The sequence below is a fragment of the Roseofilum sp. SBFL genome, from assembly GCF_017746885.1.
In the GTDB taxonomy this organism is placed as follows: domain Bacteria; phylum Cyanobacteriota; class Cyanobacteriia; order Cyanobacteriales; family Desertifilaceae; genus Roseofilum.
On record NZ_JAGHZH010000184.1, the window covers coordinates 20,331 to 35,113 of the forward strand.

The window sequence follows — 14,783 nt, forward strand, 5'->3', positions numbered from 1 at the left end:
CTCTAAAATCGGGGATTCTTTCATCCTAGCGGCCGAGATCAGGACATGGATATTAAAAACGTTGCCAAAGCTACTAGCCGTGTAATGGCGAGTTATCTCACCTATCAAGCGGTCAAAGTAGTGACGAATCAGTTAAGAGAAACCAATCCCGGTGAAGCGATTTGGCTCAGTGGATTTTCCTCAACCGGAAAAATTCAGGATGGAGAAGCTTATCTTGATGAGCTTTTCCAAGCCAAACCAGAGATGGCATTCCGGGTAATGACGGTACGAGAACATCTAGCTGAAGAAGTTACTGATTTCTTACCCGAAATGGTTCGCAGTAATATTCAACAAGGCAATATAGAACATCGCCGTCAATATCTCGAACGAGTAACGCAACTTAATATCCCTGATTCTTCTTCTGATACCCAATCACCAACCGATTCAGATTGATGATTGCTGGATCACTTCGAGTCCAAATTCTAGACACAACTGCTTAAAAACCATGCAAACTTTACCTAAAGAGCGCCGTTACGAAACGCTTTCTTACCTGCCTCCCCTGACTGATGCCCAGATCAAAATGCAAATTCAGTACATTTTGGATCAAGGCTATATTGCTGGTGTGGAATTTAGTGAAGATTCCAGCCCCGAAATGCGCTACTGGACGCTGTGGAAACTTCCCCTGTTCCACGCTAAAACTGTTAACGAAGTAATGGCTGAAATTGATGCTTGTCGTGCAGAATATCGCGAAAGCTACGTTCGCGTTATGGGATTTGACAACATCAAACAATGTCAAGTTCTGAGCTTCATTGTTCACAAACCTAATGCTAATCTCCGTCGTTACTAAGTTATAAAGACGCGATAAATTAGTAAATTAGTCGGATTTGAGGAGGGGTAAGTCACTTGCCCCTCCTTTGTCTTACGCTATAATCAGCACATCGACTACAGGATTCACACAGCCACCTCAGAAGATGCCCCATGAATAAAACCGACCGTCTCCTCAAAGCCTTATTTAATTCATTCCGACCGGATGTACCCTTGGAACCGGACGATCCTCGCTATGTCGATTGTAACTCCGTGCGAGGAGATGAAGATATTTTAGTACAGTTGGGCGGCCCCATCAAAATGGCGGAGAATAATGCTTGCCTGCTGTACTCCGGACATCGAGGGGGTGGCAAATCCACAGAGTTAAAACGGTTAAAAAAAGACTTAGAAGACTATGGATTTGTAGTGGTCTATTTCGCTGCTGCGACTGAGGATGAAGGAGATTTAAGCTTTCAAGATACCCAATATCAAGATATCCTCCTTTCTTGTACACGGCAACTTCTCAAGGAGTTAGAAGATAAGGCAGATCCATTGCCAATCGCCAATTGGTTAAGATCTCGCTGGAAAGAACTAACCGAGCTTGCTTTAACTGAAGTTTCACTCGATAATTTTAATGTCAGCATTGCTCTTTCTCAATTTACTCGAATTACCGCAGTGATGCGAACTGAGCCGAGCAAGCGAAGGCAAATTCGAGAGCTAGTTGAACCCAATACCGAATCCTTAGTTAAAGCACTGAACGAATTTATTGAAAGTGCTAAAGCATCTAGTCAGAATTCGGAAAATAAGGTAGTTATTATTGCCGATAATCTCGACCGGATTGTTCCGATTCAGGTTGATGAAAATGGACAAACGAATCTAGAAGATATTTATATTAACCGCTCCGAATTAATGCGGGGGTTAAAATGCGATATCATCTACACCGCACCCATTGCTTTACTCTATTCTAGGGCAGCTAGTGAACTGCAAGATATCTACGGAACTCCTCAAGTTCTGCCCATGATTATGGTGGAATCTCAGGATGGTCAAGTTTTAGAAGCTGGAATGAACAAGTTACGAACAGCTCTAGAGAAACGAGCCGCCTGCGCGAGCGATTTAGAATTAGTGCCCCATATTTTTGATTCTGAAGAAACTATACAATTGTTGTGTATTAGTTGTGGCGGACATTTGCGGGACTTGATGCATATGGTACGAGATGCGATTAATCAAAGTACCGAATTACCGATTAAGCAAAAAGCAGTCAAACGAGCCATTGGTCGATATCGACGGGGATATATGGAGACCTTACAAGAGTCTGATTGGCCGTTGCTCTTTAATGTTTATCGCGTTAAACGCAGATATAACGAGCCAGAGTATCGCGACTTACTCTATAGGCGTTGCATTTTAGAATATTGTTTTGTTGATGAGTATGAAGCGCCAAATCCTTGGCATACTGTGCATCCTTTAATTCGTGGATCTAAACTATTTAAAGAGCGTTGGCAAAAGTATCGGGAGGAAAAAAATGAAAGTTGAAGATATTCTGGATTGGGATGAAGATGAATTAGAACCCGAAACGGAAGAAGAGGTTTTTGCCGAGTTAATCCGTGCCGTTCGTAATAATGAGGGTGCAGGCTGGTTTTTTGTCCAATGCGGACAAGATAAAGAAAGAGAAGTAATTGAGCGATTGCAAAATAGTTTTGGTGTCAATCGGGTTGCACTCATGGATTTGGAGGCTCAAACCAGAACCTTTTATGCCGAAGCAAAAGCTAGATATGACCAAGAACAATTCAGAGTCTTGGTTGTACGAAGAATTGAGGAAGCTTTATTTACTTATGAGGATGCGAAACGCTCGTTAGGTTGGGATGACGACAAAATTTCTAATTATAGTCTTCAGGATGTCCCCCCCTTATTAAATCATTTAAATCAAGTCCGAGAAAATCTATGGACAAATGTTCCTTGTGCTATTGTCTTTCTGTTGCCTTATTTTGCAGTGCAATATTTTAGATTTCGCGCACCCGATTTTTATGATTGGCGGGTAGGCTTGTTTATTTTACCTCAAGACAAGAGCGATCGTGCAATGATTGACTGGGTACTGGAATCTAAATATAAGGAGTATTGCCAACTCTCCAGTGCAGAACGCCTAGAGCGAATTGCAGAGCTGAAGAATATCATAACATCTTCTGATATGGAAGCCGAACAAAAAGCTAATTTATTAGTCAAGCAAGGATTATTATTTGACAGTGAAGAAAGTTATGAGAATGCTATTTCTTGCTATAGGAAAGCTACTGAATTCGATCCAAGCTATGTGAGAGCTTGGAATACGTGGGGAGCAACTTTGTGCGATGATTTAGGACGAGTTGAAGAGGCCATCTCTAAATTTGATAGAGCGATAGAAAAAGATCAAAGTTTTTCATCGGCTTGGCACAATCGTGGTGTTGCTTTGGGTAAATTGGGACGATATGAAGAGTCTTTATTGAGTTATGACAAATCAATTGAACTGGAACCAGACGACTATTCTGCATGGCGTAATCGCAGTAAAGCTTTGCGTGAACTAGGACAGTATGAGGAGGCAGTAAAAAGTTGTGAAAAATCAATTGTAATGCGACCAGATGACGCTTCTACTTGGAATAATATGGGTGTAATTCTTTGTGATGATTTAGGGAGATATGAGGAAGCAATTAAGAGTTTTGATAAAGCGATAGAGATTGAACCAAATTTCTCAGCTTCTTGGCATAGCCGTGGTGTTGCGTTACAGAAATTGCGACAAGATCAAAAGGCTATAGATAGTTACAAAAAAGCGATAGAGACACAACCAGGCTACACTAATCCTTGGAATAATCTTGGTACAATACTTTGTGATAATTTAGAGAGGTATGAAGAAGCAATTTACTGCTTTGATGAGCTTATAAAAATTGATAAAAAAAACTCTACTGCGTGGTACAACCGTGGTGTTGCTTTGCGTAAATCAGGAAGGTATGGAGAATCTCTATCTAGTTGCGAAAAAGCAATAGAGCTGCAATCAAACTACCCTTCTGCGTGGCACAATCATGGTATTGCTTTGCGTAAGCTAGAACGATATGAGGAAGCTATATCTAGTTGCAAAAAAGTGATAGAACTGAACCCGGAATACCTTGATGCTTGGAATACAATGGGTGCAATACTTTGCGATGACTTAGGAAAATATGAAGAAGCAATTCACTGCTTTGATAGAGCCATACAGATTGACAAAAACAACTCAAATTCTTGGTACAGTCGTGGTGTTGCTTTGGGTAAACTAAGACGGCATGAAGAAGCGGTATCTAATTATGAAAAAGCGATAGAAATCAAAGCAGATTATATTCTAGCTTACAACAATTTGGCCTTAAGCTTAATTAAACTTAAAAGTCGTAAAGAGGCGATCGCCTGTTACGAAACAATTTTACAACTCAAACCGTACAATATAGGCATCCGAGGTGTACTATTCAGGCAACTGTTGAGAACAGGACAATGGGGGAAAGCTTTTAAACAATGCTTAAGTAATTTTAAGTATTCACAAAGCTTATCTAAGCTGGATCGCAGTACACCTGAATGGCAAGAGGTTTATAACTATGCTAAAGCAACGAACAACAAGATATTACTGTGGAGCTTAGAGCAAAACTCATCGGATAGATAAAACGCAACCTAAATCCCGATCCAATAATTGAGAAGAGATATATAAAATTTTAACACTTAGTCGATTTTATTTAATTCATAGGAATGCATTTTATGAATGAGCCAAAGAGCAGATCTCCATCTGGAAATCCTAAAGTATTGTTAGAACAATTACAGATTGGGGTCAGTATCATCGTCGCTATTTTTGGGATTTACACATCGTGGCAAGCGACTATAGCGGCAAGAAATTCAGCAGAAATACAGACAGAGCTTAAAGAACAGGCACAAGAAAATCAAAGAGTGCAAAAGTTTGTTGAGCTAATTCAGGCACAGTTGGAAAATTTAGCTGGGGAAGACAACACTAAAGCTAAAATTGCCCTGATTAGTCTTTATAATTTAGCTGAAGATGATGATGAAAAACGAATTTTGTTCACGATTCCTATATCCAGTCAGAATCAAGCACTTACTCAAACTATATCGGGATTAATCCTTGATGATGACTCTGTGACCGACGAATTTAAGGGTTATATTCGCGATAAATTGAGCAGTGTGCAAACTGCCCAAAATCCTGAGATGGAGTTCTATAGTAACGCAGAAATAGCCAATCGTCCGGATAAAGAACTTTTGCAAAAGCTCACGGAAGAGCAATCGAATGTAGAGGGATGGATTTATTTGGGTAAAATCCGGTCTGGTAGTCAAACGTTGGAGGACGATAATACTAAAACGATTAAGCAAGATACAATTCCTGAAACGCAGAACACTATTGAAACAATGACTTCGATAAATTTAAGGGAGCGAGGTACAAGGTTGGCAAGTATTAAGGGTATTATTCCTCCTAATTCTAGGCTGAAGGTTGAAGAGATCACAACTGTGATGATGGATGAAAATCATGAGACTGTTTGGGCAAAAATATCACTAGCTTCTGCTAACTGAAGTCAACAATTTAATCATCAACTTCCTGCAAGTAATACAGCCAGCATGTTTCCTGATACAATACTGAAGTTCAGTCCCTGTATCGGATAGATGGCATCAGAATCTGTATGACTTATTATATTGCGCCTCAATTTCTCAATAAAGTTGCTATCCATATCACCAAGAATTTCTTAGATTTACCTCAAGTGCCGGTTCCTCTGATTTTAGGGATTCATGGACGCAAGGGAGAAGGGAAAACGTTTCAATGTGAATTAATCTTTGAGAAGATGGGGGTGGAAGTTATCCATATGTCTGCGGGAGAATTGGAAAGTCCGGATGCAGGAGATCCGTCTCGGTTAATTCGGTTGCGCTATCGGGAAGCGGCTGAATTAATTAAGGTGCGGGGGAAGATGACGGTATTAATGATTAATGATTTGGATGCGGGGGCAGGTCGTTTAGATGAGCGTACCCAGTATACGGTAAATACGCAATTGGTACATGGGACATTAATGAATATTGCCGATCGCCCCACGGATGTGCAACTTCCCGGAAGCTACGATCCCACCCCCCTACATCGCGTCCCCATTATTGTCACGGGAAACGACTTTTCCACGCTCTACGCTCCCCTCATTCGGGATGGACGGATGGAAAAATTCTATTGGGAACCCGATCGCCAAGATAAAGTAGGCATTGTTAGTGGTATCTTTGCTCCAGATCGTCTTTCCAGTGCAACTATTGAACAGTTAATCGATCGCTTCCCCGAACAACCGATTGATTTCTTCGCCGTTCTGCGATCGCGCCTGTATGATGACCAAATTTTACACCTGCTCGAAACCGTCGGCTATGACCAAATTGGCAAACGATTGGTTAATAGTAAAGAAAAACCGCCCGAATTTCCCAGCCAAACCTGGAGTTTAGAGCAACTGCTGCAAATGGCAGAACAATTGCAAGAACAGCAGCAGCACATTAACCGGCTGAAATTATCCCACACTTATCAACCCAAACCCGAATCTACAACAGCACCCTCTCCCAGAGTGACAGAGGAATTATCCCCAAATTCTCCCTCTATTAATCTCCCCTCAGAGGTTACTCAACAAGTGCAACAGATTCTAGAGGGAGGCTACAGTTTAGGTGTAGAAATCGCTGATTCTCGCAGATTTCGGACGGGATCGTGGCAAAATGCTGGCCCCATATCGGCTCAAAGTCTGCAAGAGGCACTTTTCCAATTGAGCGGTATTTTAGAAGAGCATCCCCATGAATATATCCGGTTAATTGCGATCGATCGCCAACGCAAACAGCGCATTCTAGAGACCCTAATTCAAAAACCGTAGAGCGCTTCTCTCTTCTGGAAGAATACAGCTTAAATCTTTAAACTCTAAGCAATACAAGCTATTCCCTAGCGCGTAGAACTTATAAAGGGCTAGGCAAGGCTACATAGATATCGACCCAGCAATCCACCTTGAATGGAGCTGTCTACAATCTGAAAGCCAGCCTTCCTAAAGAGTTCCTCAAGAATCCAGTCAAAAGTAGAATATTCTTCCTGGAAATGGACAATTGCATCCTCTCTTAAAAAGTCGCCACCAACTGACTCCTGGCGATCTATAAACTGGTTCACATTAGGTTCATAGTTATTCTGTTCAACGATTACGTCCTGAATAAATAATTTACCATCACTTTTAATCAATCTTCGCAATCTATCGAGAGCAATGAATTTGAAGAAGTCTGGGAGATGGTGAAAGGAAAAAGAAGATGTGATTAGATCGTAATGACTTGGGGGACTGGTATGAGTCAGAAATCCACCTTCCTCAAAGGTGATTGAGACTTCTGCTTCATTAGCCTTTGCCTTAGCGTATTCAAGCATGGTGTTAGAAACATCAATAGCCGTTACGTCCAATCCTTTCTTGGAGGCTTCTATGGCAAAGATGCCAGTGCCACAGCCAATATCAAGAAGTTTCATTCCGGGCTTTGCCCCAATTAACTTGAGTATTTCATGGCTTTCTAGCTTGAGGTCACGAAACTTTGAGTGGCTTTCATCATATAAAGCAACTTCTTCAATAGATTCGTAATCTTTACCAATTTGTTGGCGCTCGTTCCAGATCCAGTCTTTAAGAGATGTCATCGTATTTACTCCCAGCTAGTGGTCATGAGATATACTGCTTTGGGCTATCGTAGACAGGAAAAGTTCTAGGGAATAGCCTGGTGGTACATCGTGAGAGAGAATTAAACTCTATTTCCTCTATTCTACAGCGAGATGATGGCAATTGTTCACTAAAAGAGGTGATTTTAGTAACAATCTTCACCATCTTCATTCAATGAGTATAGAATTTTATTGCTCGGTTGGCGATCGCTCTTTCCCCAACCCTTTATCCGACTTTGCATTTTGACTCTTAGAAATTATTCTTAATAAAGTGTTTCCCTTAGTTCTTCAGTGTAGTCACTTTTATCAGTTGGAACTTAAATGACAGAGTTCCCGGTCGGTTTAGTGACAACTATGGGTGCGAGTAGTGGGGCAACTGTGTATCGCCAAAGTCAAAACCAAGAATCGGTTTCAACCCTGGAAACCCTGAATATGGCAAGCGAACAGGGCCATGGACATAGTAAGCAAGGGGGTGAAGCGGGCGAAGGAGGGGGAAGTTCAGGCGATCCGGATGTGGATTATATGACTGCTCTAGCTCTGATGCAAGGCCATTTGATTGTAGCGGAAGAATTAATCGAAGCAGGGGAATACACTCAGGCAGAGCCACATATTGGACATCCAGTAGAAGAACTCTATGGTGATGTAGAGGAACAATTGACCGATCGCAATGTACCCCAATTTGATACGACCCTAAATGAACTTCATGATTTAGTTAAATTCGATCCTCAGAGTGCCCGACTCAGAACTCGGTTCCAAACCTCTGTCAGGGCAATTGATGGCGCAATGATGGCAGTCCCTAAAGATTTAAGGGAGTCTCCAGAGTTTGTATTGGAAGTCATCGGTAGAGTGTTGGAAACAGCAGCAGCCGAATATGAAGCGGCGATCGCCGATAACCGATTTGTAGAAATTATAGAATATCAAGATTCTAGAGGGTTTGTTGTTTATGCCAATGAGCTTTATGCAACCATTGCCGATACAATGAAGCGATCGCGATCGGCGAGAAATTTTGTTTGACTTAGAAACAGTAAAACGCTCGTTATATGCTCGGGAGGGTAAAACGAGCGAATTCGATCTGATTGCCAAAAGTGTGGCTAATTTGCTCAGAAAATGGGCAGAGTGACCAAGTTATGGCGCTAGAGACTGGGTAATGGATCAACCCTTTTCTCTTAAACATCCCCTTTTTTCTAAAAGAAATCTCCTCAACTGTCGATTAAAGTGTTATGCTAGATTCCAGACCCGGACTTATGCGATTACAACGCTCAAACCTTGTCAGGACCGGAAGGTAGCAGCAATACGAGATGCTTGTAATAGGCGTAAACTCCGGGTCGCCCTGTGTCAGAACGAGGATTCAGAGATGCCAGGTTTAGGAGATTTCGTCAAGAAAGCATTCTATATGGGAGTTGGGGTGGCATCCTATGCAGGGGAAAAGGCTGGAAGTGCGATCGCCGATCTGCGCCCTCAAGCCCAAAAGTTAGCCAATGAAATGGTAGAGCGCGGAGAAATTACGGCTGAAGAAGCCAAGCGCATGGTCGAAGAAATTGTCAATCGCGCTCAACAACAAGTCAATCAGCAAGAAACCGAAACCTATTCAGGAGAAACGCTCAAAGAACCTCGTCGGATCGAAATTTTGGATGATGAGGAGCCAGAACCTTCTACAGATGAGGAGCAAGTTGACGAGTTGCGCGATCGAGTCGATCAACTCAAAGAGGAGCTGAAGCGCCTTCAGAAAGATTAAGTAAAGTTATGGAAGATTGGCAAAAAGAGTGGCAGAATCTCTGTGAAAGCTTTACTACTGGAGTTGAAGAGTTTTTTCAGGAAGTCGAAGAAGAATTAGGAGAGTGGGTTAGTGAGATGGCGGAAATCACCATCGAGATTGCTGAAACTCTCGACGATCTGCTCTTTCGAGATCTAGAAGCTTCTTTAAATGAATGGTTAGAACCCATTGAAGACTCCCCATTAGAGTCTAGGGAAGAGGAGCCATATTACAATCCTTTTGGGGATTTAGAGCAATTCCCGATAAACCCTGAACATCAAGCTTGCGTGGGATGTTGTCATTACCACGGACAAGTGTATGGGGGTAACCTGTTGGTTTGTGGGATGCATCCCTACGGACCGGAAGATGCTTCTTGTCGAGACTGGGCAGGAATGGACGGGAGCTAAAAAGGTCTCTTGAATTGGATGACCAAGTTTCCTCTCCCTATTCCTCCCCTATTCTCTACTATCGAGTCTCCTTGTCAACTCTTGATATAGCGCTTCGTGCTAGGGAATAGGGAATAGCTCGTATTCCTTAGGGGCTAAGGCTTCAAGCTATACTTCATAGAAGAGAGAATTACTATATTATCGATTTATTATTCAGGGTTAACAATTGATCCAAAGAACAAAGGCGTTTGGGTTTCGTGGTCGTAAATAGCGCAGAAAAAGGGGCGATCGACGACCATTTCAAATGGATTAGAGGGTGGACGAATAGAAGTAGCAACAATGCCGACGGAGGTAACCGCAGCCGCTTCTGTTCCTTTTTCGTTCACTTCTACAAAGGTTTTATGTTTGACTCCATCGATCTTGGCAGAAATATCGCTAATTTCAGAAAAATCAGCTTGTTGACTAAACGCCAGATCCATGCCTAATGCAGACAAAACGGGTTTGAGTTCTACACCATATTCGAGTTGAAATTTAGGTAGGGCAATCGAACCTTCATTCTCTTGAAATTGACCGAGCCAAGTTTGCCAGATGCTACTGTTGAGTTGGGCATAAAATTGGGATAAGTTTTGCTCAGGTTGAGGCAAAAATACATAGAGACTAAATCGCCCATCACCATAGGGTAAGCGAATGGCTTGAAACTGCTCATTTTCTAGATAATCATAACTCCCGGTTTGGAACATCATGGGATGTTGTTTTTCTTGCCCGTTGAGGAGATAAAAAGGACGCTCTTGGGTGAGAGTTGGGTTAAATTCGTTTTGCCATTGTCCATGAAAATAGGTGGCATTGATGAGGAATAGGAGATCGTCAGGATTGATCCGATCGACAATTTGGGGGATTTTGCCTTTAGTTTGCCGTTGCACCCAATTATTGATGTGCTTAGGAGTAGCGGGATCGGTAAAATCTAGCGATCGCACCTTAGCATCGTAATAGGTTTTCGTTTGTTGTAGAAAATCTGCCTTAAAGTTCACATCATTTCTACCCCACAGAGAATTAGCGATGCTCAGTTCAATGGACTCATCCGTATTTTCTAAACGCTGCTTGAGCGTAGCATAGGCTTGATTAATGTCATTTAAACTCATGCCTTGTAGCTCTAAGGCATTTGCCATAGCCGTTTGAGTGTCTCCAGATGCCCCATTGTAAGTCATGGTAAGGGCGATCGCCACACTCGAAGGCGAAATAAAGATATTTTTAGTTTCTTCTTGTGCTAATAATTGCTGCCATAGCTTAAAGCTAAAGCGGGTATGAGCATCGGTCAATTGGGGATTCACACCAGTATTGGTTGCAGATACAATGGGAGATGAGGCGATCGCTCCTGGAGTAGTCGGGCGAAAACATCCCCATAACCCCAAGAGGACTAAACCCGTTGTCATCAGCATACCGAGCTTTTTCAGAGTTAGTACAGTCATGATTAGCGCTCCAGCATAAGGGGTCTCTAAGTACAGGACAAAAGTTTTATGGGTTGAAAGAGAGAGTCAGAAAAAGAGAGAGGGTCAATGAAAAAGCGGCGCAGGAGGTCACAACCATAGCGGAACAGGCTACGGGCACGGCGACCCTGAGCTTCAATGAGACGAATTGGCTTTTGAGCATGTCGCCAGATTCTGGCTTTCATCGCCCAGACAAAGGCCAGGGCTAAAGGAGCCAGCAACTTCGATAGACGCTCGCGCTCGGTAAAATGAGTCGATTCTAGGCAAAATCCCTGCCTCTTGAGTGCTCCAAAGAGGGTTTCAATTCCCCAGCCACGACCATAGTCGGCCAAAGCAGTGCGGGGAGAGTATTCGGTGATGAGAATGAGAAAATCATCATCACTTTTTTGTTTCTTCTGTTTGGGCTCAAGGCGCACTCCTATGATATAAACCGGGCGACCCCAAACCCAGCGTCGTCCCGGTAGAACTCGCTGCTCACCGATGGAGAGAGAGCGAAACAGATGAACACAAGCAATGGCCGGTTGACCCCGACCTCGACTAATCTTGTCGGTTTGACGAATGCGCAGACGGAAGGGAATTGGCTGGTCTATCATCACAAATGAGAGCCAAGGCTTACCAACAAACTCCCGGTCACCGGTTAAATAGGCAATCTTTACTCCGGGAAAGAGGGCTTCCAAGCGCTCCAACAAGTCCATACGCTCTTCACTATTACTGTTGCCTTTGTTTTTCTTCAGCATTGTCCACATCAAGGGATAGCCGATACCCTCATGCACCACAGACAGCATGAGGATATTGAAGTGGGTCTTGCCGAATGACCAGTTGGTCCTATCGATGCTCAACACCCAGGGTTGGGGAATTTGAGCAATGCTCATCACCATCAGTGCGAACTTATCAATCTCCATTTCAAAAGAGCGGAAAAATCGCTGCATTTGTTTATAATTTGACGCTTCAGCCGCTCTTGCTCCCCAGACTGTTGCCAGTTCAGCTAGGTTCACCGTTTTGGCTCTGAACACAGCGATGATGAACAAGGCGATGAAAGATAGTCTGGCTCCATGCCAACCGAGATGGGGTCATAATTGCTCTCGAATCGAGTTACTGTATTGCATGAGGGTCTGATTGATTTTGTGGTAACTTCTATCAAACCCTCTCCTTGCATCCTTTTCAAGTTTTTTGTCCTGTACTGAGAAGCTATAAATCCTTTCAGAATAGCATAGAATTTGTGATCGTGGTAAAATACGAGAGTAAGGCCCTCCTAAAAGGATGGGGTTTCAGACTCCAAATTTTTGATGAGCTCACTTTGGCATTGGCAGATGGCTCAAGGGTTGACCTATCTGACCTGTAGCTTACTCGACCCTTGGAAGCATGGTTTTTTTACCCGCCAGTTTGCGCCGCAAACACCTGAATCTTTAGCACCTCTTCTGGATGAGCAGGCCCGAGTATATCGGGTAAAACAAGTCCACGGGCCACGGGTTTTGACCCCTTCAGAGGTGGAAAGTTTGGGGGTTGAGCGTCCAGAAGCCGATGGTTTGTTATCGGAAAATGCCCATGATTCGGTTTGGGTGTGTTCGGCTGATTGTGTGCCGGTGTTAATCGGAGATTTAGGTACAGGACAGGTGGCAGCTCTTCATGCAGGCTGGCGGGGGACGGCGGCGGAAATTGTCCCGGAGGCGATCGCCCGTTTTCAAGCATTAGGGACGCGGCTCGAAGATCTGCGGATTGCCCTAGGGCCGGCGATTTCTGGAGGAGAGTATCAGGTAGGATTAGATGTGGCTCAACAGGTAGGAAAAACTCTGATTCAAGGCGAGAGTACTCCAGATTGGATCGAGCAGTTATCAGGAGGGAAACATTCGGTCTTATGGCCCGATTCTGAACCCGATCGCATCCGCTTAGATGTACGCCAGGTCAATCTCAGGCAACTGCAACAGTTGGGAGTCCATGGAGAACAAGTGGCGATCGCTCCCTATTGTACCTATCAAAATCAGCATCGGTTCTTTTCTTATCGGCGCGATCGACTCAAATCAGTTCAGTGGTCAGGTATCCTGACTTCAATGAAAAATTAAATATTAAAAATGACTCTTCCCTTCAAGGGAGTCTTGAGAGGCAAGTTGCTCTCAGTCATTCCTTAATCATCCGATTGCATTTGAGGGGTATTGATAAACGTACTATGTTTATCAGCTTCACTCAGTTCCGCATTCAGTTTGCGATCGCATTTTCTCACCAGCTTCGCCTTCGGATCGCTCACTCCTAGACGAATTCGCAATCTCGGCCCAGAATTGCCTAAACGGACGATCGAGCCATCCTCTAAGACATCCTGTGTGACCAACTGTTGGTTAACAAACGTACCATTTGAACCAAATCCCTTGAGATTCCAACCCTCTTCACTTGGCCATAGCTCTGCGTGATGGCGGGAGACCACAGAACTATACACTACAATGTCATTATCGTGAGAACGACCAATACGAATAGGTTCGTCTCGATCCGGTTCAAACGTCCAACTATGCATCGCTACAGGTTGAGTCGGATGCATCAAAGATATTGTAAGCGCTGACATAAAATTATCCTGATAGAGTTTAAATTAAGCAAAACTATAGTCAACAATTAGGAAAAATACAGGGACTCATTATAGATAATCATTATAACTCGACTCGACTGACTCAGGCGATTGGTTTCTACCCTCACAAACATAGAGAGATCTCAGAATTTCTAATCTCGATACGCAATAATTTTGTTAAGAGAATTTCTTCAAAGGAAGGAAAATTTTAAGTAGAGACAAAGTCTGTCTTGTCTCTACTATGATAGTAATGTGTCGCATCAATAATCTGGATTTTATATTACCTACAATCATCCATAGAAACAATCATCTTGCCAATTACAGCGCTTTGCGCTGTTATGAGGGACAGTGTTGAATCCTCAAAGCTATGTACCAAAAGCCTATTCCCTATTCCCTATTCCCTATTCCCTAGCGCAAAGCGCTATATGGGGATTATTGACCACCTATTCTCCAATCCGTAAATAAGATTGTTTATCCCGAATAATACGATCGTGAAAACGAGATTGCCAAAACCATTCAAACCCTAAGCGGCGTGCAGGTTTGGTTACCGCAGATTTATAACTTCCAATAATCGATAAAATACCATCCATTTGAACCATAATCCCAGGATTGTAACCGCGCTGAGGAAACTCGATATTTCCCCTTAAATTTTTCCTGATTCATTACTGTTAATCCATCTGATATAAACCAGTGAGACTAATCCCTATGGATCGATCGCCGTCGTCATTTTATTAATTTTCTCCTTAATTGCCGGTATAGATGGATCGATAGATTTTCGATCCAGAGGAGAAGACGACGATTGCTCCTGGTCAAAATCGGTTTTAATCTGAATCTTCGGCCCAGAACGAGCCAGTCGAATCACCACTTCACCAGTAATCGGCATTTGTTCAATCCGCCGATCGTCGAGATATGTACCATTAGTTCCCAGGTTCACCACATCCCAAGATTCCTCGCCAAGGCGGAGTTCCACATGGTGACGGGAAACCACCGCACTATAGAGAACGACATGATTATCTGTAGAGCGTCCAATTCGCACAAGGGATTCTTGTGTAAATTGCCAATGCTGAATGGGGGTATCTTTGAGAGGATGTAACAAGGTTAGGGTAATCACATCAGTAACAGGTAAATAACGAGGAGTAGGGGTCTGCTG

Annotated in this window: 15 protein-coding genes, 1 other RNA gene and 2 pseudogenes; 12 read left to right on the forward strand and 6 right to left on the reverse strand. The window is 43.2% G+C overall.

Annotated features, from left to right (window positions below):
* Window positions 1–45 precede the first annotated feature (45 nt).
* From rcbX to J7545_RS20080, 6 genes are all read left to right on the forward strand, one after another.
* Window positions 46–432, forward strand: coding sequence for a RuBisCO chaperone RbcX (gene rcbX / locus J7545_RS20055; protein WP_318701650.1), 387 nt, complete (start codon window positions 46–48; stop codon window positions 430–432).
* 52 nt (window positions 433–484) lie between these two features.
* On the forward strand, window positions 485–826 hold the full coding sequence (locus J7545_RS20060; protein ID WP_271942267.1) for a ribulose bisphosphate carboxylase small subunit: 342 nt from the start codon (window positions 485–487) through the stop codon (window positions 824–826).
* A 131-nt stretch (window positions 827–957) separates the two neighbouring features.
* Window positions 958–2,313 carry a P-loop NTPase fold protein gene (locus J7545_RS20065; protein ID WP_318701646.1) on the forward strand — a complete coding sequence of 452 codons (1,356 nt, stop codon included), beginning with the start codon at window positions 958–960 and terminating at the stop codon, window positions 2,311–2,313.
* Complete coding sequence (locus tag J7545_RS20070) at window positions 2,303–4,432, forward strand: tetratricopeptide repeat protein (protein WP_318720061.1); 2,130 nt, start codon at window positions 2,303–2,305, stop codon at window positions 4,430–4,432. Before J7545_RS20065 ends, J7545_RS20070 begins: the two co-directional genes overlap by 11 nt.
* 92 nt (window positions 4,433–4,524) lie before the next feature.
* On the forward strand, window positions 4,525–5,343 hold the full coding sequence (locus tag J7545_RS20075) for a hypothetical protein (RefSeq protein ID WP_318701642.1): 819 nt from the start codon (window positions 4,525–4,527) through the stop codon (window positions 5,341–5,343).
* Window positions 5,344–5,450: 107 nt separating this feature from the next.
* A complete protein-coding gene (locus J7545_RS20080; protein WP_318701640.1) occupies window positions 5,451–6,653 on the forward strand; it encodes a ribulose bisphosphate carboxylase small subunit in 1,203 nt (400 codons plus the stop codon).
* An 89-nt stretch (window positions 6,654–6,742) separates the two neighbouring features.
* Here J7545_RS20080 and J7545_RS20085 read toward each other — a convergent pair whose 3' ends face one another.
* On the reverse strand, window positions 6,743–7,441 hold the full coding sequence (locus J7545_RS20085; protein ID WP_318701639.1) for a class I SAM-dependent methyltransferase: 699 nt from the start codon (window positions 7,439–7,441) through the stop codon (window positions 6,743–6,745).
* A gap of 339 nt (window positions 7,442–7,780) precedes the next feature.
* Between J7545_RS20085 and J7545_RS20090 the strand changes: the two genes are divergently transcribed.
* The 5 genes and pseudogenes from J7545_RS20090 (at window position 7,781) to J7545_RS20110 (ending at window position 9,619) form a co-directional block, all read left to right on the forward strand.
* The gene (locus tag J7545_RS20090; protein ID WP_318701638.1) at window positions 7,781–8,473 is read left to right on the forward strand and encodes a hypothetical protein; all 693 of its coding nucleotides are present in this window, start codon (window positions 7,781–7,783) and stop codon (window positions 8,471–8,473) included.
* A pseudogene (locus J7545_RS20095) lies at window positions 8,445–8,579 on the forward strand (PKHD-type hydroxylase); the annotation flags it as partial. The gene J7545_RS20090 and the pseudogene J7545_RS20095, both read left to right, overlap by 29 nt.
* Before the next feature lie 113 nt (window positions 8,580–8,692).
* An RNA gene (gene ffs / locus J7545_RS20100) (signal recognition particle sRNA small type) lies at window positions 8,693–8,789 on the forward strand.
* 24 nt (window positions 8,790–8,813) lie between these two features.
* Complete coding sequence (locus J7545_RS20105) at window positions 8,814–9,194, forward strand: phasin-related domain-containing protein (RefSeq protein WP_318701635.1); 381 nt, start codon at window positions 8,814–8,816, stop codon at window positions 9,192–9,194.
* A gap of 8 nt (window positions 9,195–9,202) precedes the next feature.
* A complete protein-coding gene (locus J7545_RS20110) occupies window positions 9,203–9,619 on the forward strand; it encodes a hypothetical protein (protein ID WP_318701633.1) in 417 nt (138 codons plus the stop codon).
* A gap of 188 nt (window positions 9,620–9,807) precedes the next feature.
* On the opposite strand, the gene J7545_RS20115 is transcribed toward J7545_RS20110, so the two are convergent.
* On the reverse strand, window positions 9,808–11,064 hold the full coding sequence (locus J7545_RS20115) for a serpin family protein (protein ID WP_318720063.1): 1,257 nt from the start codon (window positions 11,062–11,064) through the stop codon (window positions 9,808–9,810).
* A gap of 26 nt (window positions 11,065–11,090) precedes the next feature.
* Window positions 11,091–12,188, reverse strand: a pseudogene (locus J7545_RS20120) (IS4 family transposase).
* Window positions 12,189–12,368: 180 nt separating this feature from the next.
* On the opposite strand from J7545_RS20120, the gene pgeF reads away from it, so the two are divergent.
* Window positions 12,369–13,142 carry a peptidoglycan editing factor PgeF gene (gene pgeF, locus J7545_RS20125; RefSeq protein ID WP_318720064.1) on the forward strand — a complete coding sequence of 258 codons (774 nt, stop codon included), beginning with the start codon at window positions 12,369–12,371 and terminating at the stop codon, window positions 13,140–13,142.
* A gap of 62 nt (window positions 13,143–13,204) precedes the next feature.
* On the opposite strand, the gene J7545_RS20130 is transcribed toward pgeF, so the two are convergent.
* From J7545_RS20130 to J7545_RS20140, 3 genes are all read right to left on the reverse strand, one after another.
* Window positions 13,205–13,633: an FHA domain-containing protein gene (locus J7545_RS20130; RefSeq protein ID WP_318701482.1), complete on the reverse strand. Its 429-nt coding sequence runs from the start codon at window positions 13,631–13,633 to the stop codon at window positions 13,205–13,207.
* Between the two features lie 443 nt (window positions 13,634–14,076).
* Window positions 14,077–14,232 (reverse strand): hypothetical protein, encoded by a 156-nt coding sequence (locus J7545_RS20135; RefSeq protein WP_318701483.1) that lies wholly within the window; start codon window positions 14,230–14,232, stop codon window positions 14,077–14,079.
* A 104-nt stretch (window positions 14,233–14,336) separates the two neighbouring features.
* Window positions 14,337–14,744, reverse strand: coding sequence for an FHA domain-containing protein (locus J7545_RS20140; protein ID WP_318701484.1), 408 nt, complete (start codon window positions 14,742–14,744; stop codon window positions 14,337–14,339).
* Window positions 14,745–14,783 lie beyond the last annotated feature (39 nt).